Origin of the sequence: Salmonella sp. SAL03688 (assembly GCF_046551895.1) — a bacterium.
Taxonomy (GTDB): Bacteria; Pseudomonadota; Gammaproteobacteria; order Enterobacterales; family Enterobacteriaceae; genus Salmonella; species Salmonella enterica.
In genome coordinates this window covers 61,920-81,617 of sequence record NZ_JBGDVI010000021.1, presented here as the reverse complement: position 1 = coordinate 81,617, position 19,698 = coordinate 61,920, and the positions used below count along the sequence as shown (strand labels likewise).

Here is a 19,698-nt window from a genome sequence, read left to right as displayed (position 1 = left end):
ACCCGGCGGCCTGTGTGCCGTTGTTCCGTGTCAGTGGTGGCGCATTATAGGGAGTTATTTCTGCCTGACAAGAGGAAATTTAAAATAATTTTCTGAGTGTCTCTTTTTTCATCAATGGCGTGCTTAACGTGCCATAAAATAAGCAAATTGCCGTTAATGCAACTGCAATCACACTTCCAGGTGGCATACTAATAACCAAACGAAAGAGAAAGGAAGAACATTCATGCCTTTAAGCGCACAACAATTAGCCGCACAGAAAAATCTATCCTATGTTCTGGCTGAAAAGCTGGCGCAGCGGATATTAAAGGGTGACTACGCCCCCGGTACTATTCTTCCCGGCGAAATAGAACTGGGCGAGCAGTACGGCGTAAGTCGAACGGCAGTTCGCGAAGCGGTGAAAACGTTGACGGCTAAAGGTATGGTGCTACCTCGTCCGCGCATTGGTACGCGGGTGATGCCGCAGGGAAACTGGAACTTTCTGGATCAAGAGCTGCTGACCTGGTGGATGACGGAAGAAAATTTTCATCAGGTGGTAGAGCATTTTCTGGTGATGCGTATTAGCCTGGAGCCGCAAGCCTGCCTGCTGGCGGCGACTCTTGGCACACCGGAGCAGAAAGCGCGGCTTAATGCCTTAATGGAAGAGATGGTCGCGCTGAAAAAGCATTTTAAGCGTGAACGCTGGATTGAAGTGGATATGGCGTGGCACGAGCATATCTACGAAATGAGCGCCAATCCCTTTCTAATCTCTTTTGCGACGCTATTTCATTCGGTTTATCACACTTACTTTACCTCAATCACCTATAACGAGGTGGTAAAGCTGGATTTGCACCAGGCCATTGTTGATGCCATCGCTGATGGCGACGGCGAACGCGCTTTCCAGGCCTGCCAGGCGTTGTTAATAGCGCCCAATGAGAGACCAGATAATTAACAGGATATTGAATGACCAGCAAAAAAGCGCGCAGTATGGCTGGCCTGCCGTGGATCGCGGCGATGGCCTTCTTTATGCAGGCGCTAGACGCCACCATTTTGAATACCGCTTTACCGGCTATTGCGCATAGTCTTAACCGTTCACCACTCGCCATGCAGTCCGCTATTATCAGTTATACCCTGACAGTAGCTATGTTAATTCCGGTAAGCGGCTGGCTGGCTGACCGCTTTGGTACGCGTCGCGTTTTTATGGTTGCCGTAAGTCTGTTTACGTTAGGCTCGCTGGCCTGCGCGCTCTCCAGTTCACTATCTGAATTGGTTATTTTTCGCGTCGTACAAGGCGTCGGCGGAGCGATGATGATGCCAGTGGCGCGGCTGGCGTTATTGCGAGCCTATCCGCGTAGTGAGCTGCTGCCCGTTCTTAACTTTGTCACTATGCCGGGGCTGGTAGGTCCGATTCTGGGGCCGGTATTAGGCGGCGTACTGGTGACCTGGGCAAGCTGGCACTGGATCTTCCTGATTAATATTCCCATTGGTGTTGCAGGCATTCTGTATGCCCGCAAATATATGCCCAACTTCACCACGCCGCGTCGCAAGTTTGACATGACCGGCTTCTTTCTTTTTGGGTTAAGTCTGGTTTTATTTTCCAGCGGAATGGAACTGTTTGGCGAAAAGATTGTGGCGACATGGATCGCATCCGCCATTATTTTTTGCAGTATCGTTCTACTATTGGCCTATATCCGCCACGCCCGCCGTCATCCGACACCGTTAATATCACTATCGCTGTTTAAGACACGCACATTTTCCGTCGGTATTGCCGGCAACCTCGCCACGCGTCTGGGGACAGGCTGCGTACCTTTTTTGATGCCGTTAATGCTACAGGTTGGTTTTGGCTACCCGGCTCTGATCGCCGGCTGCATGATGGCGCCGACGGCTTTGGGTTCTATTATCGCGAAATCGACCGTAACGCAGGTTTTACGACGTTTGGGATACCGGAAGACTCTGGTCGGCATTACGGTATTTATCGGTCTGATGATTGCCCAGTTTTCGTTTCAATCTCCCGCCATGCCGATCTGGATGCTCGTACTGCCGCTATTCATTCTTGGAATGGCGATGTCCACTCAATTTACGGCAATGAATACGATTACTCTTGCGGATCTGACAGACGATAACGCCAGCAGCGGCAACAGCGTTCTGGCGGTTACGCAGCAATTGTCTATCAGTTTAGGCGTGGCGATCAGCGCGGCGGTGTTACGTATTTATGAAGGTTTTGCGGGCACCAGTACCGTGGAACAGTTCCACTATACCTTTATCACGATGGGGGCGATCACTATCGTGTCCGCGCTGATGTTTATGCTGCTAAGAGCCAAAGACGGCAACAATCTGATTAAAGAACGGCATAAATCTAAACCGACCCACGCACCGTCAAAACCGGAGTAAGCTGAAGTCGCTGTTGTTGCAAGGCGGGCTGCGCCATCCGATGAATCAACACATCAATAGCCAGCTCGCCCAATTCATCTTTCGGCTGATGGATAGTCGTCAGCGGCGGCGTCATATAGCGCGCCAGCTCAATATCATCATAGCCAATGACTGCCATATCCTGCGGGATACGAAGCCCCGCCTGATATAGCGCCTGATAGGCGCCGACAGCCATCGCATCGTTTCCGGTAAAAACCGCTTGCGGTCGCTGTTGATGGGCGAGTAACGCCTGCATGGCGTCAAAGCCGCCGCCAAATTCAAAATCGCCGGTGATCTCATAGCCTTGCGGAATAGCCAGCCCTGCGCGTTTCATCGCCGCCCGATACCCTTCCAGCCGCAAACGCGCTGGCGTTTTGTCCAGCGGGCCGGTAATACAGGCTATTCGGGTAAATCCTTTATCGATAAGGTATTGGGTAGCAAGATCGCCGCCTAGCAACGAATTATCCTGAATGAGATCGCTATCGCCCTCACCATCAAACGGCGACCAGTCCATCATGACGGTAGGAATAGACGGATAACGCTCCATGATTTCACGAGAAGGCTGATGCGTTTCGGTACACAGCAGCAGTAAACCGTCTACCCGTTTTTGCATCAGCGTCTCCAGGTTGCGGTTCATCCGTTGCTCGTCGCCTTCGGTATTGCACAGCACCAGACTATAGCCGCGCTCAAAACAGCTTCGCTCAACGCCGCGCACCAGTTCGGAATAAAAAGGGTTGGTACTGGCGGTAATTAGCATACCAATCGTGCGGGTCTGGTTTAACTTGAGGCTTCGCGCCAGCGCAGAAGGCGCATAGTTAAGTGATTTAATCGCCGCTTCAACTTTTTCGGTTATCGTCTCACTCACAAAGCGATCTTTGTTAATAACGTGAGAGACCGTCGATGTAGAGACTCCCGCCAGGCGGGCAACATCTTTCATAGTAGCCAAGCGTTACCCCTGCTGATGTAAAAACACTTCTATCTCTTCGCGCCACGGAACGGAAGGTTGCGCGCCTTTACGCGTTACGGCAATCGCGGCGGCGGCATGGGCAAAGCGAATCGCTTCCGGCAACGGCGTCTCCTCCAGTATCGCGGTGATAAAGGCGCCGTTAAACGTATCTCCGGCGGCAATGGTATCGACAGCCTCAACGCTAAATCCAGGAACGCGGCGGCCCTCGCCGTCTACGCTGGCCCAGACGCCACGGCTTCCTAAGGTAATTAATACGGTTCGAATGCCTTTATCATGCAAAACCTGCGCAGCTTTCGCGGCATCGTCGTCATTTTCCACACGCACGCCCGTCAGCTTTTCAGCTTCCGTTTCATTTGGCGTGATGATGTCCACCAGCGCCAGCAGTTCATCCGGTAGCTCACGGGCAGGCGCCGGGTTCAGCGCAACAGTAGTATGATGTTGATGGGCGATTTTCGCCGCCGCCAGTACGCTTTCCAGCGGCGATTCCAGCTGCATCAGTAACGCATCCGCCTGCGCGATACGTTCACGTTGCGCATCAACCAACGCCGGCGATAACGCGGCATTCGCTCCGGCATGAATACCGATGACGTTCTCGCCTTCGCCGTTAACGAAAATCAGCGCCACCCCGGTAGACTCGCCTTTAATAACGCTAACCGGCGCGATATCAATACGATCGCTGACTAATTGTTTACGAATACTGTCGCCAATATCGTCATCGCCCGTGCAGGCGATAAACGCAATATTTGCCCCGCTACGTCCCGCAGCAACCGCCTGATTCGCGCCTTTCCCGCCAAACGCGACCTGATAATGGCTACCGGTTACCGTTTCACCCGGGGTAGGGAAGGACTCAAGATTAAGGATATGATCGGCATTAATGCTGCCAAGGACGATGAGATTACCTGCGGTTTTCATATTCGGGGTTCCACGTCAAAGTGCGCCACCGGTTAGGGTGGCGCGTGCCCTGCTTTTCTTTTTTTACGTTCACCTCAGCGGAGGATCGCGTATTTCTGTCGCCATCAGGCCATAGTTGACCCGTGTCGTTTATTACTGCTTGATGACCAGTTTCAGGTCAACCGGATATTTGGCCTGAACTTTTTCGCCTTTCAGCACCTTATCCGCCACTTCAACGCCTTTGGCGCCGATTTGATCCGGTAACTGAGCGATAGTCGCTGCCAGTTTGCCATCTTTTACAGCCTTTTCGCCATCCGGCGTACCGTCAAATCCAACCACCATCACATCTGCTTTACCGGCAGTTTGCAGCGCGCGCAGTGCGCCCAGCGCCATTTCATCGTTCTGGGCGAAGACAGCCTGAACATCCGGATGCGCGGTCAGCAGGTTTTGCATGACGTTCAGACCCTTAGTACGGTCGAAATCGGCAGGCTGGCTGGCCAGAACATTAAATTTGTGAGCGGCTACCGCCTGCTGGAAACCTTCGCCACGCTCACGCGCCGCAGATGTTCCGGCAATGCCTTGCAGCTCAATCACTTTGGCGCCTTCGCCAGCTTTTTTCGCGATATAGTCGCCAGCGATCTTACCGCCCAGCACGTTATCAGACGCGATATGGCTGACGACATCACCTTTGGTTGCCTGGCGGTCAAGCGTGATAACCGGAATCTTCGCCTGGTTCGCCATCTTCACCGCGTTACCCACCGCATCGGAGTCAGTCGGGTTGATCAGCAGAATTTTGGTCCCGCGAACGGTTAAATCCTGCACGTTCGCCAGCTCTTTGGCAGGGTTGTTCTGGGAGTCCAGCACCACCAGGTTATAACCCAGTTTATCCGCCTCTTTTTGCGCCCCGTCTTTTAACGACACGAAGAAGGGATTATTGAGGGTAGAGATCACCAGCGCAATGGTGTCTTTCGCCATTGCATTCGCGCTCACGGTGGCGCTCAGCGCAACAGCAGATACCAGGGTAGCCAGTTTTTTCATGTTCATATTTCAGATGTCCTGTAGTCGTTGTTACTGCTTTTTGTTGTCTACCAGTACCGCCAGCAAAATCACCACCGCTTTGACGATCATCTGGTAATAGGAGGAAACACCTAACAAATTCAAACCATTATTAAGGAAGCCGAGAATCAATGCGCCGATCAATGTCCCAACAATGCGCCCTTTACCGCCTGCAAGGCTGGTGCCGCCCAGCACTACGGCGGCAATAGCATCCAGCTCATAGCCGGTACCCGCCGTCGGCTGCGCGGAAGAGAGGCGCGCCACTTCAATGATGCCCGCCAGCGACGCTGTCAGGCCGCAAAGTGAATAGACGATAATTTTCACTTTGCTCACGCTAATGCCAGACAGGCGCGTCGCCGCTTCGTTACCGCCCAGCGCGTAGATATAGCGTCCCAGACGGGTGTGATGCAGCATATACCAGGCGGCGATAAAGACGATAGCCATGATCCAGACCGGCGTAGGAACGCCCAGCGGACGGCCGATACCGAACCAGCCAAACAGATCGGCGTTATCGGTAAAGCCGGTGTTGACCGGGCTACCGTCGGTGTAAACCATCGTCACGCCGCGCAGTAGCAACATCATCACCAGCGTAGCGATAAACGCCTGTACGCGGCCTTTCGCGACGATAACGCCAGTGACGGCGCCAATCGCAGCGCCCAGCGCCAGCGCGGCGGCAACCGCGACCAGCGCATTCACTTCAACGCCGACGATTGAAGCGGCAACCGCGCCGGTGAGCGCCAGCAGGGAACCGACGGACAGATCGATCCCCGATGTCAGAATCACCAACGTCATCCCCACCGCCATAATGGCGTTAACGGAGGTCTGTTGAAGAATATTGAACAGATTATTAACGGTAAAAAAGTTGGGGCTTAACGTCGACACAATCGCGATCAACACCAGCAGGGCAATGAGCGACTTCTGCTCAAGAAGCCACGCTTTAGTGAAATAACGGCGACCAGAAACAGCCTGGGTTGTCATCTTTTTTACTCCTGATTCACGCGATTAAGCTTGCCCACTGCGGCAGCCATTAACACTTCCTGGGTGGCCTGCTCGCGAGTAAATTCACCGCTGAGATGCCCTTCATGCATGACGATGATGCGATCGCTCATGCCTAATACTTCTGGCATCTCAGATGAGACCAGAATGATGCTCAGGCCGTCGGCCTTAAACTGGTTGATAAGCTGATAAATCTCTTTCTTGGCGCCGACGTCCACGCCGCGGGTCGGCTCGTCGAGAATGAGCACTTTCGGGCGCGTCATCAACCCGCGGGCAATCGCCACTTTTTGCTGATTACCGCCAGAAAGCAGGCCTATCGCCTGTTCCATTGACGGCGTCTTGACGTTGAACAGACGGATAAAATCCCCCACCGCCTGTTGCTCATCTTTGTGTTTCAGGCTTCCGCCAGCGCGGCTGAAATAGTCCAGCGCCGTCAGCGACATATTCTCTTTAACTGACATGCCGAGCACCAGTCCATCGCGCTTACGGTCTTCAGAGATATAAACGATGCCATTGGCCAGTCCGTCCTGCGGAGAACGCGTCACCACTTCGTGTCCATCAAGCGTCACGTAACCGCTGGTTCGCGGCATCGCGCCGTACAATACTTTCATCAGCTCGGTGCGACCGGCGCCCATCAGGCCGGAGATGCCAAGAATCTCGCCTTTTCGCAGCACAAAAGAGACATCATTCACGCCCGGTCCGCACAGATTATCGACCTTGAGGCGAATCTCACCCGGCGCGTTATCCAGATGCGGGTACTGATCTTCCAGCTTACGTCCCACCATCATTTCGATAAGAGAATCTTCGGTCAACGTGGCCACTTCACGCTCGGCGATAAATTGCCCATCGCGGAAGACCGTCACGTCATCGCAAATTTCGAAGATCTCTTTCATACGGTGGGAGATATAGACAATGCCGCGCCCCTGCGATTTTAATTCGCGGATAACGCGGAACAGAGAGTCGGTTTCAGTGTCGGTCAGCGCATCGGTCGGTTCATCCATAATGATGACTTTGGATTCGAAGCTCAGCACTTTGGCGATTTCCACCATTTGCTGATCGCCGATAGAGAGTTCGCCCACCAGCTTATCGCTCTTAAAGCGCAGATTGAGTTTGGCTAAGAGGTGGTCGGCTTCGGCATACATCTTTTTCCAGTCGATTTTACCAAAGCGATTCACAAACTCACGGCCCAGGAAGATGTTTTCCGCAATGGTCAACTGCGGGATCAGGTTCAGTTCCTGGTGAATAATGCCGATCCCGGCTTCCTGAGACGATTTAGGCCCATTAAAGGTGGTCTCTTTACCCAGCCATAACAACGATCCCGCATCTCGCGTATAGATGCCGGTTAATACTTTCATCATGGTGGATTTTCCGGCGCCGTTTTCCCCCACCAGCGCCATAACGCGGCCAGGATAAACGTTTAACGCGGCGCCGGAGAGAGCCTTCACGCCGGGGAACGCTTTATCGATCCCTTTGAGTTGCAGTAATGCGTCCATAGCGGCCTCAGAAAGTGACGCCAGCGCAAAGAATGACGTTCGCATACGGGGAACACTCCCCGCTGCGAATCACTGCCTGACTGTCTGCAGTCAATTTTTTGAATTGTTCGTGTGTCGTATAACTAATTTTTATGGTGTTTCCCTGGTGTTGCTGCAGTTGCTCAAGGTGAGTGAGCAACGTTTCGTGGAGCTGCGGATTCTGTTGTTTGATTTCCGTTGCAAGAATCGCCGCCTCAACCTGCATTTCCCGGGTCACGACATCCACCACCTGCATAAAAGAAGGTACGCCCTGGGTTAGTGCCATATCGATACGCGCAGTGCTATTCGGGATGGGTAAACCCGCATCACAGACCACCAGAGTATCAGTATGCCCCAGACGGGAAATGACCGACGAGATTTCAGAGTTGAGTACGGTGCCTTTCTTCATTTTTCTGCTCCACTAGCGAAACGTTTCGCTGGCCGCAGTGTAACCCTGGATGTGTTCATAAAACCATCATGACGTAACAGAATTGTGATCGCCGTCGAAACGTTTCGCTAGCGGAAATCAGGCGATTATCGTGTGGGAATCTACGGATTGGCCAGGCCGGGTAAGCCAACGCGGCCCCCGGCATGGTGATGGGAGGTTAAATCTCGACCTGCGTTCCTAACTCAATCACGCGGTTAGGCGGGATCTCGAATTGATCCGGCGCGCGCAGGGCGTTACGTTGCAACAACAAATACAGCTTGCCACGCAAACGCAAATACCACGGGCGTTTGCCGACAATCAACGACTCGTGCGACATAAAGAACGACGTTTCCATCATCCGACAGCTAAGCCCTTCCAGACCGCAGCGGTGGAACACCTCTTCAACGTTTGGCGTTTCGCGCCAGCCGTAGCTGGCCACCACGCGCCAGAATGTCGGAGACAACTGCTCAATCTGCACCCGGCGAACGTTATGCACATAAGGCGCATCTTCCGTACGCAACGTCAGTAAGATTACGCGCTCATGCAACACTTTGTTGTGCTTCAGGTTATGCAATAAAGCAAAAGGGATCACACTGAGCGCGCGCGACATGTATACGGCAGTACCCGGCACCCGAACCGGCGGTGACTTCTCCAGTGAAGCAATCATCGCTTCCAGCGAATTACCGTGTTCATGCATACGACGCAACAGACGGAAACGCTCGCTCTTCCAGGTGGTCATGATCGTGAACATGATCAGGCCCAGGCTCAGCGGCAGCCAACCACCGGACAACAATTTATCGAGGTTAGCCGAGAACAGCGGGATATCCACGCACAGGAACGCGATGAGGATCAGCGCGACAAAATATTTGTTCCAGTGCCAGTTCTTACGCGCCACGGTCGTAGAAAGAATAGACGTCAGCACCATCGTGCCGGTCACGGCGATACCATAGGCCGCCGCCAGGTTGCTGGAGTGCTCAAAGCTAACAATAACAACCACGACCGCGAAATAAAGCAGCCAGTTAACGAAAGGGATATAGATCTGACCGGACTCCATCTCGGAGGTATGGATAATGCGCATTGGCGACAAATAGCCAAGACGCACGGCCTGACGCGTCAGCGAAAAGACGCCAGAAATAACCGCCTGGGAGGCGATCACTGTCGCCAGCGCGGCCAGAATCAGCAGCGGAATTAACGCCCAGTCCGGTGCCAACAGGAAGAAGGGGTTTTTAATCGCTTCCGGATGCTTTAGTAGCAATGCGCCCTGACCAAAGTAGTTCAGTACTAACGACGGCAATACCACGGTAAACCACGCCAGGCGAATCGGGAACTTACCGAAGTGTCCCATATCGGCGTACAACGCCTCTACGCCGGTAATCGACAGCACCACCGCGCCCAACGCAATAAACGATACGGTTTTATATTCAAGGAAAAAACGTACCGCCCAGACAGGATTCAGCGCATGTAACACTTCGGGATTGGCGATAATACTGCGCAGGCCAAGTACCGCCAGGATTAAAAACCAGGTCAGCATGATCGGCGCAAAGAGTTTCCCTACCATTCCCGTACCGTGCTTCTGAATCATAAACAACAGAGTCAGCACAATAATGGAAAGCGGGACAATCCAGGTATCCAGCTGCGGCGCGACAATTTCCAGGCCTTCAATCGCCGACATCACCGAAATCGCCGGCGTAATGACCACTTCGCCATAGAAAAAGCTGCCGCCTATCAGTCCCATGATAACTAACATGGATGTGGTGCGCGCCGAGGTATTACGCCCGGCAAGCGACATCAGCGTCAAAATTCCACCTTCACCCGCGTTATCGGCGCGCATCACGAAGGTGAGATATTTGATGGAAACCACAAAGATGAGTAGCCAGAAGATCAGCGACAGAAAACCAAACACGGCATCTCGTTCAACGCCAAAACCAAACTGACCGGACAAACATTCACGAAGCGTATAAAGCGGGCTGGTACCAATATCACCGTAGACAACCCCAATAGCTGCGAGGGTAATCGCAGGCAACGATTGCTTATTATCAGTGCTCATAGACTCATCTTTCGTTTATACACGTCACCCTTCACGCTACCTCCTTGTCGGCTGCATTCGCTTACCCCAGTCACACGTTTAAGTCAGTGCCAGGGGATTCACTCCTTTGCCGCCTTGATGTAGTTTGAATGAATGAGTGTATAGATATGAAATGTGTGCTTAGTCCCTTGGCCCACAAAAAAGCGCACAGTATGCACGATTAATCATAAAATCGTACCCCTAAATGAAGCCAGATTAACCTGGCTCAAAGAAAAATAAACAGCGCGTCAGACGATTACAGCCCCGGTGGTGAAACGTCTATACTCGCAATTAGCATGATCCATTTGTCGAAAGGACGCCTCTTTATTATGGCTCACCCACATTTATTAGCGGAAAGAATTTCCCGTCTGAGCAGCGCCCTTGAGAAGGGGCTGTATGAACGTAGTCACGCCATACGCCTGTGCCTACTGGCGGCGTTAAGCGGTGAAAGCGTCTTTTTGTTGGGCCCGCCCGGTATCGCCAAGAGTCTGATTGCCCGCCGCCTGAAGTTTGCTTTCCAGCGCGCCCGCGCTTTTGAATATCTGATGACACGCTTTTCCACGCCGGAAGAGGTGTTTGGCCCGCTCTCTATTCAGGCGCTGAAAGATGAAGGTCGCTATGAACGCTTAACGACCGGCTATCTTCCCGAAGCCGAAATCGTTTTTCTGGATGAAATCTGGAAAGCCGGGCCCGCTATCCTGAACACATTGCTGACCGCCATTAACGAACGCCATTTCCGCAACGGCGCATTTGAGGAAAAAATTCCGATGCGGCTGCTGGTGGCGGCCTCCAACGAACTGCCCGAAGCGGACAGCAGCCTGGAAGCCTTGTACGACCGAATGTTGATTCGCCTGTGGCTGGATAAAGTTCAGGATAAAGCCAATTTCCGCTCCATGCTGGTTAGTCAGCAGGATGAGAGTGATAACCCGGTCCCCGCCTCGTTACAGGTTAGCGACGAAGAATATCAACAGTGGCAAAAAGATATCGGCGCGATTTCACTGCCTGATCCGGTCTTTGAGCTGATATTTACTCTGCGCCAACAGCTGGATAATTTGCCGAATGCGCCTTATGTCTCCGACCGTCGCTGGAAGAAAGCCATCCGCCTGTTACAGGCCAGCGCCTTCTTTAGCGGACGTGACGCGGTTGCGCCGATTGACCTTATCCTGCTAAAAGATTGCTTGTGGTATGACGCGCAGAGTCTGAATCTCATGCAACAGCAACTGGAAATATTGATGACCGGACACGCCTGGCAGCAGCAGGCCATGCTGACTCGCCTCGGCGGTATCGTCCAGCGTCGCCTCCAGTTGCAGCAACAGCAAAGCGATAAAACCGCTTTCACCGTCATTAAAGAAGGCGGTATGTTCAGCCGCCGCCCGCATTACACTTTACCGCCGGAAGCCAGCGCGTCAACGTTGACGTTATTGCTACAAAAACCGCTAAAACTGCATGATATGGAAGTGATCCATATTACCTTTGACCGCAGCGCGCTGGAACTTTGGCTGACCAAAGGCGGCGAGATCCGCGGCAAACTGAACGGGATCGGCTTTGCCCAAACGCTGAATATGGAAGTCGATAACGCTCAACATCTGGTGGTGCGCGACATCAGTCTACAAGGTACCCGTCTGGCGTTACCGGGAGCGGCTGAAGACAGTATGCCTGCGGAGATCAAACAGCAGCTGGAAACGTTAGAAAACGACTGGCGCCAGCAGCATACCCGCTTCAGCGAGCAGCAACATTGCCTGTTTATTCACAGCGACTGGTTAGGGCGCATTGAGGCCAGCCTGCAGGATGTAGGAGAACAGATCCGCCAGGCGCAACAATGCTGACGCTGGATACGCTAAATACCATGCTGGCCGTCAGCGAAGAGGGAATGGTCGAAGAGATGATCCTCGCGCTACTGGCTTCCCCACAGCTGGTCATTTTCTTTGAAAAGTTTCCGCGTTTAAAAAACGCCGTGACCGCCGATCTCCCGCGCTGGCGGGAAGCGCTACGCAGCCGTCTTAAAGACGCACGCGTTCCGCCGGAACTCACGGAAGAGGTCATGTGTTATCAGCAAAGCCAACTTCTCTCTACCCCACAGTTCATCGTGCAACTGCCGCAAATACTGGCGTTGCTTCACCGCCTGCATTCACCGTATGCCGCGCAGGCGAAGCAGTTGACGGAGAGCAACAGTACCTTTACCCCTGCGCTACACACGCTTTTTTTGCAACGCTGGCGGTTAAGTCTGGTCGTGCAGGCCACCACGTTAAACCAGCAACTACTGGAAGAAGAGCGCGAGCAGTTGCTGAGTGACGTTCAGGAACGGATGACGCTGAGCGGGCAACTGGAACCGACGCTGGCGGAAAATGATAATGCCGCAGGCCGCCTGTGGGATATGAGCGCGGGCCAGCTTAAACGTGGTGATTATCAACTGATCGTAAAATACGGCGAATTTCTCGCCGCCCAGCCGGAGCTAATGCAACTGGCGGAACAACTGGGACGTTCGCGGGAAGCCAAATCGGTACCGAAAAAAGACGCGCCGATGGAAACCTTTCGTACACTGGTACGCGAACCCGCAACGGTGCCGGAGCAGGTTGACGGTATACAGCAAGGCGATGATATTCTGCGCCTGTTGCCGCCAGAGCTGGCGACGCTCGGCATCACCGAGCTGGAATATGAATTTTACCGCCGGTTAGTGGAAAAACAGCTCCTCACCTATCGCCTGCATGGCGAAGCGTGGCGTGAGAAAGTGACCGAACGGCCGGTAGTACACCAGGATGTCGACGAGCAGCCGCGCGGACCGTTTATTGTCTGCGTCGATACTTCAGGCTCGATGGGAGGATTTAACGAGCAGTGCGCAAAAGCGTTCTGCCTGGCGTTGATGCGCGTTGCGCTGGCGGATAACCGCCGCTGCTTTATTATGCTGTTTTCCACTGACGTTGTGCGTTATGAACTCTCCGGCCCGGAAGGTATTGAGCAGGCCATCCGCTTTTTAAGTCAACGTTTTCGCGGCGGCACGGATATCGCCAGCTGTTTTCGCGCCATTATTGAAAGAATGCAGGGACGGGAATGGTTTGATGCCGATGCGGTGGTCATTTCGGATTTTATCGCCCAGCGCTTGCCGGATGACGTGGTGAGCAAAGTGGGAGAGTTGCAGCGTCTTCACCAGCATCGATTCCACGCGGTGGCGATGTCGGCGCACGGCAAACCCGGCATCATGCGCATTTTCGATCATATCTGGCGCTTTGACACCGGGATGCGAAGCCGCCTGCTGAGACGCTGGCGGCGCTAACGGCTTATAAAATAGCAGGAATGCTTTCGCGAACCTGCGCGGGCCATACGCCGCACTGCACCTGACCAATATGCGGCAATTGCAGCAGCAACATCGTCAGACGCGACTGCCCAATCCCGCCGCCGATGGTCTGCGGCATTTCGCCGCGCAGCAGCGCCTGATGCCACTCCAGTTGCAGGCGATCTTCATCACCGGTCAACGCCAGCTGGCGCATCAGCGTATCGGCATCTACACGGATACCCATAGAGGAAAGCTCAAACGCATCTTCCAGCACCGGGTTCCACACCAGGATATCGCCGTTCAGACCGGCGTAGCCCAGCTCAGATGCGGAGCTCCAGTCATCATAATCCGGCGCGCGTACATCATGGCGGTGGCCATCGCTCAGTTTACCGCCGATCCCCACCAGAAAAACGGCGCCAAGTTCTTTGGCGATCGCGCGTTCGCGCCCTTTCGCATCCAGATCCGGATAGCGAGACAACAGCTCCTGGCTGTGAACAAACTGAATTTGCTCTGGCAGGAACGGCGCCAGACCAAACTGTTTATGCACTTCCGCTTCCGTCGCCTTAATTCCTGCCCATATAGCCTCTACTGTGCTTTTCAGGGTGGAAAATTGGCGCTCGCCATCGCCCATGACACGCTCCCAGTCCCACTGATCCACATAGACCGAGTGGAGCGGAGAGAGTCGGTCTTCATCGGGGCGAAGGGCTTTCATGTGCGTGTACAGCCCTTCGCCCGCGCTGAAGTCATGTTGCCCCAGGGTTTGACGTTTCCACTTCGCCAGTGAATGCACCACTTCGAACTGGGCGTCAGGCAACGCTTTCACTTTTACCTGCACCGCTTTTTCACAGCCGGACAAATTATCCTGCGTACCATCTCCTACGCGACTCAGGATCGGCGCCTGGACCTCAATCAGACCCAGACGCTCCTCAAGCTGGCGAGAGAAATGTGATTTCACGAAGCTAATTTGACGTTGTTTGGCAATGTAAGCGGTTTTCATTTTTTTACTCCTGCGTCCTATTGCCTATGATTAAGCAACAAAACGAGAGCACTATTCAATAATCAACAGATAAAAAGCCAACTTCGATTTTGATTCGTTAAAAATAATGGCTAAAATAGAGATAATCATTAATCAGCATAAGAAAAAGCGATGGAAAATTATCAGATCGACAATCTGGACCGCGGCATACTTGACGCCTTAATGGAAAATGCCCGCACCGCCTACGCCGAACTGGCCAAACAATTTGGCGTTAGCCCTGGAACCATTCACGTTCGCGTCGAGAAAATGAAGCAGGCCGGGATCATTACGGGCGCACGGATTGACGTCAGCCCTAAACAGCTGGGCTACGATGTGGGCTGCTTTATTGGCATCATTCTCAAAAGCGCCAAAGACTATCCCTCCGCACTGGCCCGGCTGGAAAGCCTGGATGAGGTGACGGAAGCGTATTACACCACCGGTCACTACAGCATCTTTATAAAAGTGATGTGCAAATCAATCGACGCGCTTCAGCACGTACTTATCAACAAGATCCAAACAATTGATGAAATTCAGTCCACTGAGACACTGATCGTCTTGCAGAACCCGATCATGCGCACCATCAAGCCATGATCGGCTTTTTTAATCCCACATTTTTCCACAGGTAGATCCCAGCTCGTTCACAGAGTACAATGCAGCCTCTTTACCTGAGCGAGCGATCAATGGCAGACATTACTCTTATCAGCGGCAGCACCCTGGGCGGCGCCGAATACGTCGCGGAACATCTGGCGGAAAAGCTGGAAGCTGCCGGTTTTTCAACCGAAACGGTGCACGGTCCGTTATTAGAGGATCTGTCAACTTCCGGGATCTGGCTGATAATCAGCTCAACGCACGGCGCCGGAGACATTCCGGACAACCTGACCCCTTTCTATGAAGACCTTCAGACGCAGAAACCCGATCTTTCCGCGGTACGTTTCGGCGCAATTGGCATTGGTAGTCGAGAATACGACACGTTTTGCGGCGCGATTGAGAAAATAGAAGCGGAACTGAAAGGCGCTGGCGCAAAACAGGTTGGGGAAACACTGAAGATCAACATCCTTGAACATGAGATTCCGGAAGATCCAGCGGAGATTTGGCTCGGATCCTGGATTAATTTACTCAAATAAGTGTAAAGATCGTGCGATCCATTGTGGATAAATCTGGTGGAAAGCTTGGATCAACCGGTAGTTATCCAAAGAATAACCGTTGTTCACTTTTTGAGTTGTGTATAAGTACCCGTTTTGATCCCAGCTTATACGGGCCACGATCACCGATCATTCACAGCTAGTGATCCTTTCCAACGCATTGATCTTTATTACAGGATCCGGGTTATCCACAGCTTGGTGCGATCCTAATAAGAGATCACAATAGAACAGATCTCTAAATAAAAAGATCTTCTTTTTAATAGCCCGGATCCCGGGGCTTTCTCCATCGGCTAAAGTTGAGTAGAATCCACCGCCCGGGCTTCAATCCATTTTCACACCGCGTTATGCGAGGCAATTACCATGTTTTATCAGGATCCTTTTGACGTCATTATTATTGGCGGGGGTCATGCAGGCACTGAGGCCGCGATGGCCGCAGCGCGTATGGGTCAACAGACTCTGCTTTTGACACACAATATTGACACGTTGGGGCAGATGAGCTGCAACCCGGCGATCGGCGGTATTGGAAAGGGACATCTGGTAAAAGAGGTGGATGCGCTCGGCGGTCTGATGGCGAAAGCGATCGATCAGGCAGGTATTCAGTTTAGGATACTAAACGCCAGCAAAGGTCCGGCTGTTCGCGCTACCCGGGCTCAGGCGGATCGAGTCTTATACCGCCAGGCGGTGCGTACCGCGCTGGAGAATCAGCCGAATCTGATGATCTTCCAGCAAGCGGTTGAAGATCTGATTGTCGAAAACGATCGCGTTGTCGGCGCTGTGACCCAAATGGGGCTCAAATTCCGCGCGAAAGCGGTGGTGCTGACCGTCGGAACCTTCCTCGACGGCAAAATTCATATTGGTCTGGATAACTACAGCGGCGGTCGTGCTGGCGATCCGCCATCCATCCCGCTGTCTCGCCGTCTGCGTGAGCTTCCGCTACGCGTCAGCCGCCTGAAAACCGGCACACCGCCGCGTATTGATGCGCGTACTATCGATTTCAGCGTGTTGGCTCAACAGCATGGCGATAACCCGATGCCGGTTTTCTCGTTTATGGGGAATGCTTCTCAGCATCCGCAACAGGTGCCGTGTTACATCACGCATACCAATGAGAAAACCCATGACGTGATTCGTAATAACCTCGATCGTAGCCCAATGTACGCTGGCGTGATCGAAGGGATCGGCCCACGCTACTGTCCTTCGATCGAAGACAAGGTGATGCGTTTTGCCGATCGTAACCAGCATCAGATCTTCCTTGAGCCGGAAGGACTGACCTCTAACGAGATTTACCCTAACGGTATCTCCACTAGCCTGCCGTTTGACGTGCAGATGCAGATTGTCCGTTCCATGCAGGGCATGGAGAACGCGAAGATCGTTCGCCCTGGTTACGCGATTGAGTACGATTTCTTCGACCCGCGCGATCTGAAACCGACACTGGAAAGTAAATTTATTCACGGCCTGTTCTTTGCTGGTCAAATCAACGGTACTACCGGCTATGAAGAGGCTGCGGCGCAGGGCTTGCTCGCTGGTCTGAATGCCGCGCGTCTTTCCGCCGACAAAGAGGGCTGGGCGCCTGCGCGTTCTCAGGCTTATCTCGGCGTGCTGGTGGACGATCTCTGTACGCTGGGCACCAAAGAGCCGTATCGCATGTTTACCTCCCGCGCCGAATATCGCCTGATGCTGCGTGAGGACAACGCCGATCTGCGTTTGACCGAAATGGGCCGCGAGCTGGGTCTGGTGGATGATGAACGCTGGGCGCGATTCAACGAGAAGCTGGAAAATATCGAACGCGAACGTCAGCGGCTGAAATCGACATGGGTAACGCCGTCTGCGGAATCCGCCGATGAAGTGAATGCGCATTTGACCACGCCTCTCTCCCGTGAGGCCAGCGGCGAAGATTTGTTGCGTCGTCCGGAAATGACCTACGCGCAGCTCACTTCACTTGCCGCATTCGCGCCTGCGCTTGAAGATGAGCAAGCCGCTGAACAGGTGGAAATCCAGGTCAAATACGAAGGGTATATCGCTCGCCAGCAGGATGAGATTGAAAAACAACTACGTAACGAGAATACGTTGCTACCTGCCACGCTGGATTATCGTCAGGTTTCCGGTCTGTCGAACGAAGTTATCGCCAAGCTGAACGATCATAAACCGGCGTCTATCGGCCAGGCATCGCGTATCTCCGGCGTTACGCCAGCGGCAATCTCCATTCTGCTGGTATGGCTGAAAAAACAAGGTATGCTGCGTCGTAGCGCTTGATAACACTAATTTGGCGGGGGCGCTTCGCTTGCCCGCCCTACAAATTTGTAGGCCCGATAAGCGAAAGCGCATCGGGCATTTGATTATTAACAGGTAATGACCGTGCTCAACAAACTCTCTCGTCTGCTGGCTGATGCCGGTATTTCTCTTACCGATCACCAGAAAACGCTGCTGGTCGCCTACGTTGATATGCTGCACAAATGGAACAAAGCATACAACCTGACGTCAGTGCGGGATCCCAACGAAATGTTGGTACGCCATATTCTCGACAGCATAGTCGTTGCGCCGTATCTTCAGGGACAGCGTTTTATCGACGTAGGAACAGGACCGGGGCTGCCGGGCATCCCGCTGGCTATTGTTCTCCCTGACGCGCATTTCACCTTACTCGACAGCCTGGGCAAGCGGGTACGTTTTCTGCGTCAGGTCCAGCACGAACTGAAACTGGAAAACATCACGCCGGTTCAAAGCCGCGTTGAAGCCTATCCCTCCGAACCGCCGTTTGATGGCGTTATCAGCCGCGCTTTCGCATCGTTGAATGATATGGTGAGCTGGTGTCACCATCTGCCGGGAGAGAAAGGGCGTTTTTATGCCTTAAAAGGGCAATTGCCAGGGGATGAAATTGCCTCACTACCTGACAATTTTAGCGTCGAATCTGTTGAAAAATTACGCGTTCCGCAACTGGAAGGCGAGCGGCATCTGGTGATTATTAAGTCAAACAAAGTTTAATTTTTATCAAAAAAAATAGAAAAAAAACGACGCGGCTTGTGTTAAAAATCGACAGGTATAACGCATTTCAGCGTTGTTACATTTAACTCTGGATTTACGGTTTCGTTTCAACATGACAACGTCGCTTCTTTTGTTAAAACAGAGAGTAATCAACTTTGTAAATATCAGTCTGCTAAAAATCGAATCGAAAAATCACTTTTGCTTGTTAAATTTTTATTATAAATGTCAATGGGGCGTTTTTAAGGTGTAAGCTGGTATTTTTAAAACAGTACCTGGTTTTACGCTTAAATATCAAAAAGATGAAAAGGCATGAATTGACACGTAAATGAATTGCGTAAGCATGAATATGTTTAATGTGTGATCTGGTGCACGCTTTATCGCCAGTGTTTTCGCGCTATTTGCAGTTTTGTACGATCGTTCACACTTTGGCTAAAAGTTAAAAATGCGGGCCAGAGAAAAATATTTAAACATTTATTCACCTTTTGGCTACTTATTGTTTGAAATCACGGGGGCGCACCGTATAATTTGACCGCTTTTTGATGCTTGACTCTAAGTCTTAAAGAACGTTTTATACGACACGCGGCATACCTCGAAGTGAGCAGGAGTAAAAACGTGATGTCTGTGTCGCTCGTGAGTCGAAACGTTGCTCGTAAGCTTCTGTTCATTCAGTTTCTGGCGGTAATAGCAAGTGGATTGCTGTTTTGCCTCAAAGACCCCTTCTGGGGCATCTCCGCAGTATGTGGGGGATTGGCAGTGGCACTGCCTAATATGTTGTTTATGATATTTGCCTGGCGTCACCAGGCGCATACACCTGCTAAGGGCCGCGTGTCCTGGACTTTCGCCTTCGGTGAAGCCTTCAAGGTGTTAGCGATGCTGGTTTTACTGGTGGTGGCGTTGGCGGTTTTAAAGGCGGTGTTTTTGCCGCTGATCGTTACGTGGGTTTTGGTGCTGGTGGTTCAGATACTGGCGCCGGCTGTAATTAACAACAAAGGGTAA

The 19,698-nt window shown here is 52.6% G+C and carries 17 protein-coding genes; 9 read left to right on the top strand and 8 right to left on the bottom strand.

Annotated features, from left to right (window positions below; genetic code table 11):
• Nucleotides 1-223 precede the first annotated feature (223 nt).
• Both ACLJR2_RS18985 and mdtD read left to right on the top strand, forming a co-directional pair.
• Nucleotides 224-928: a FadR/GntR family transcriptional regulator gene (locus tag ACLJR2_RS18985; protein WP_001131148.1), complete on the top strand. Its 705-nt coding sequence runs from the start codon at nt 224-226 to the stop codon at nt 926-928.
• An 11-nt stretch (nt 929-939) separates the two neighbouring features.
• Nucleotides 940-2,367 (top strand): multidrug transporter subunit MdtD, encoded by a 1,428-nt coding sequence (gene mdtD / locus ACLJR2_RS18980; RefSeq protein WP_000202071.1) that lies wholly within the window; start codon nt 940-942, stop codon nt 2,365-2,367.
• On the opposite strand, the gene rbsR is transcribed toward mdtD, so the two are convergent.
• The 7 genes from rbsR to kup form a co-directional block, all read right to left on the bottom strand.
• Entirely contained in the window at nt 2,333-3,331 is a 999-nt protein-coding gene (gene rbsR, locus ACLJR2_RS18975) for a ribose operon transcriptional repressor RbsR (RefSeq protein WP_000224491.1), read from the bottom strand. The genes mdtD and rbsR overlap by 35 nt on opposite strands.
• A gap of 3 nt (nt 3,332-3,334) precedes the next feature.
• The gene (gene rbsK / locus ACLJR2_RS18970; RefSeq protein ID WP_000844729.1) at nt 3,335-4,264 is read right to left on the bottom strand and encodes a ribokinase; all 930 of its coding nucleotides are present in this window, start codon (nt 4,262-4,264) and stop codon (nt 3,335-3,337) included.
• Nucleotides 4,265-4,396: 132 nt separating this feature from the next.
• On the bottom strand, nt 4,397-5,287 hold the full coding sequence (gene rbsB / locus ACLJR2_RS18965; RefSeq protein WP_001056260.1) for a ribose ABC transporter substrate-binding protein RbsB: 891 nt from the start codon (nt 5,285-5,287) through the stop codon (nt 4,397-4,399).
• A gap of 24 nt (nt 5,288-5,311) precedes the next feature.
• Nucleotides 5,312-6,277, bottom strand: coding sequence for a ribose ABC transporter permease (gene rbsC, locus ACLJR2_RS18960; RefSeq protein WP_000211345.1), 966 nt, complete (start codon nt 6,275-6,277; stop codon nt 5,312-5,314).
• 5 nt (nt 6,278-6,282) lie between these two features.
• The gene (gene rbsA / locus ACLJR2_RS18955) at nt 6,283-7,788 is read right to left on the bottom strand and encodes a ribose ABC transporter ATP-binding protein RbsA (RefSeq protein ID WP_000339359.1); all 1,506 of its coding nucleotides are present in this window, start codon (nt 7,786-7,788) and stop codon (nt 6,283-6,285) included.
• A gap of 7 nt (nt 7,789-7,795) precedes the next feature.
• Nucleotides 7,796-8,215 (bottom strand): D-ribose pyranase, encoded by a 420-nt coding sequence (rbsD, locus tag ACLJR2_RS18950; RefSeq protein WP_000715944.1) that lies wholly within the window; start codon nt 8,213-8,215, stop codon nt 7,796-7,798.
• Nucleotides 8,216-8,411: 196 nt separating this feature from the next.
• The gene (kup, locus tag ACLJR2_RS18945; RefSeq protein ID WP_000102338.1) at nt 8,412-10,280 is read right to left on the bottom strand and encodes a low affinity potassium transporter Kup; all 1,869 of its coding nucleotides are present in this window, start codon (nt 10,278-10,280) and stop codon (nt 8,412-8,414) included.
• A 347-nt stretch (nt 10,281-10,627) separates the two neighbouring features.
• Between kup and ravA the strand changes: the two genes are divergently transcribed.
• Together ravA and viaA are read left to right on the top strand one after the other, a co-directional pair.
• The gene (gene ravA, locus ACLJR2_RS18940; protein ID WP_000940987.1) at nt 10,628-12,124 is read left to right on the top strand and encodes an ATPase RavA; all 1,497 of its coding nucleotides are present in this window, start codon (nt 10,628-10,630) and stop codon (nt 12,122-12,124) included.
• Nucleotides 12,118-13,569 carry an ATPase RavA stimulator ViaA gene (gene viaA, locus ACLJR2_RS18935; RefSeq protein ID WP_000956588.1) on the top strand — a complete coding sequence of 484 codons (1,452 nt, stop codon included), beginning with the start codon at nt 12,118-12,120 and terminating at the stop codon, nt 13,567-13,569. Before ravA ends, viaA begins: the two co-directional genes overlap by 7 nt.
• Before the next feature lie 4 nt (nt 13,570-13,573).
• Here viaA and asnA read toward each other — a convergent pair whose 3' ends face one another.
• A complete protein-coding gene (asnA, locus tag ACLJR2_RS18930) occupies nt 13,574-14,566 on the bottom strand; it encodes an aspartate--ammonia ligase (RefSeq protein ID WP_000845123.1) in 993 nt (330 codons plus the stop codon).
• A 150-nt stretch (nt 14,567-14,716) separates the two neighbouring features.
• Between asnA and asnC the strand changes: the two genes are divergently transcribed.
• The 5 genes from asnC (at nt 14,717) to atpI (ending at nt 19,698) form a co-directional block, all read left to right on the top strand.
• A complete protein-coding gene (gene asnC, locus ACLJR2_RS18925; RefSeq protein ID WP_000433016.1) occupies nt 14,717-15,175 on the top strand; it encodes a transcriptional regulator AsnC in 459 nt (152 codons plus the stop codon).
• Between the two features lie 89 nt (nt 15,176-15,264).
• Nucleotides 15,265-15,708 (top strand): FMN-binding protein MioC, encoded by a 444-nt coding sequence (gene mioC, locus ACLJR2_RS18920; RefSeq protein WP_000763722.1) that lies wholly within the window; start codon nt 15,265-15,267, stop codon nt 15,706-15,708.
• A gap of 378 nt (nt 15,709-16,086) precedes the next feature.
• Nucleotides 16,087-17,976 (top strand): tRNA uridine-5-carboxymethylaminomethyl(34) synthesis enzyme MnmG, encoded by a 1,890-nt coding sequence (mnmG, locus tag ACLJR2_RS18915; protein ID WP_000499872.1) that lies wholly within the window; start codon nt 16,087-16,089, stop codon nt 17,974-17,976.
• A gap of 102 nt (nt 17,977-18,078) precedes the next feature.
• Nucleotides 18,079-18,702, top strand: coding sequence for a 16S rRNA (guanine(527)-N(7))-methyltransferase RsmG (gene rsmG / locus ACLJR2_RS18910; protein WP_001519938.1), 624 nt, complete (start codon nt 18,079-18,081; stop codon nt 18,700-18,702).
• 615 nt (nt 18,703-19,317) lie between these two features.
• The gene (gene atpI, locus ACLJR2_RS18905; RefSeq protein ID WP_000116685.1) at nt 19,318-19,698 is read left to right on the top strand and encodes a F0F1 ATP synthase subunit I; all 381 of its coding nucleotides are present in this window, start codon (nt 19,318-19,320) and stop codon (nt 19,696-19,698) included.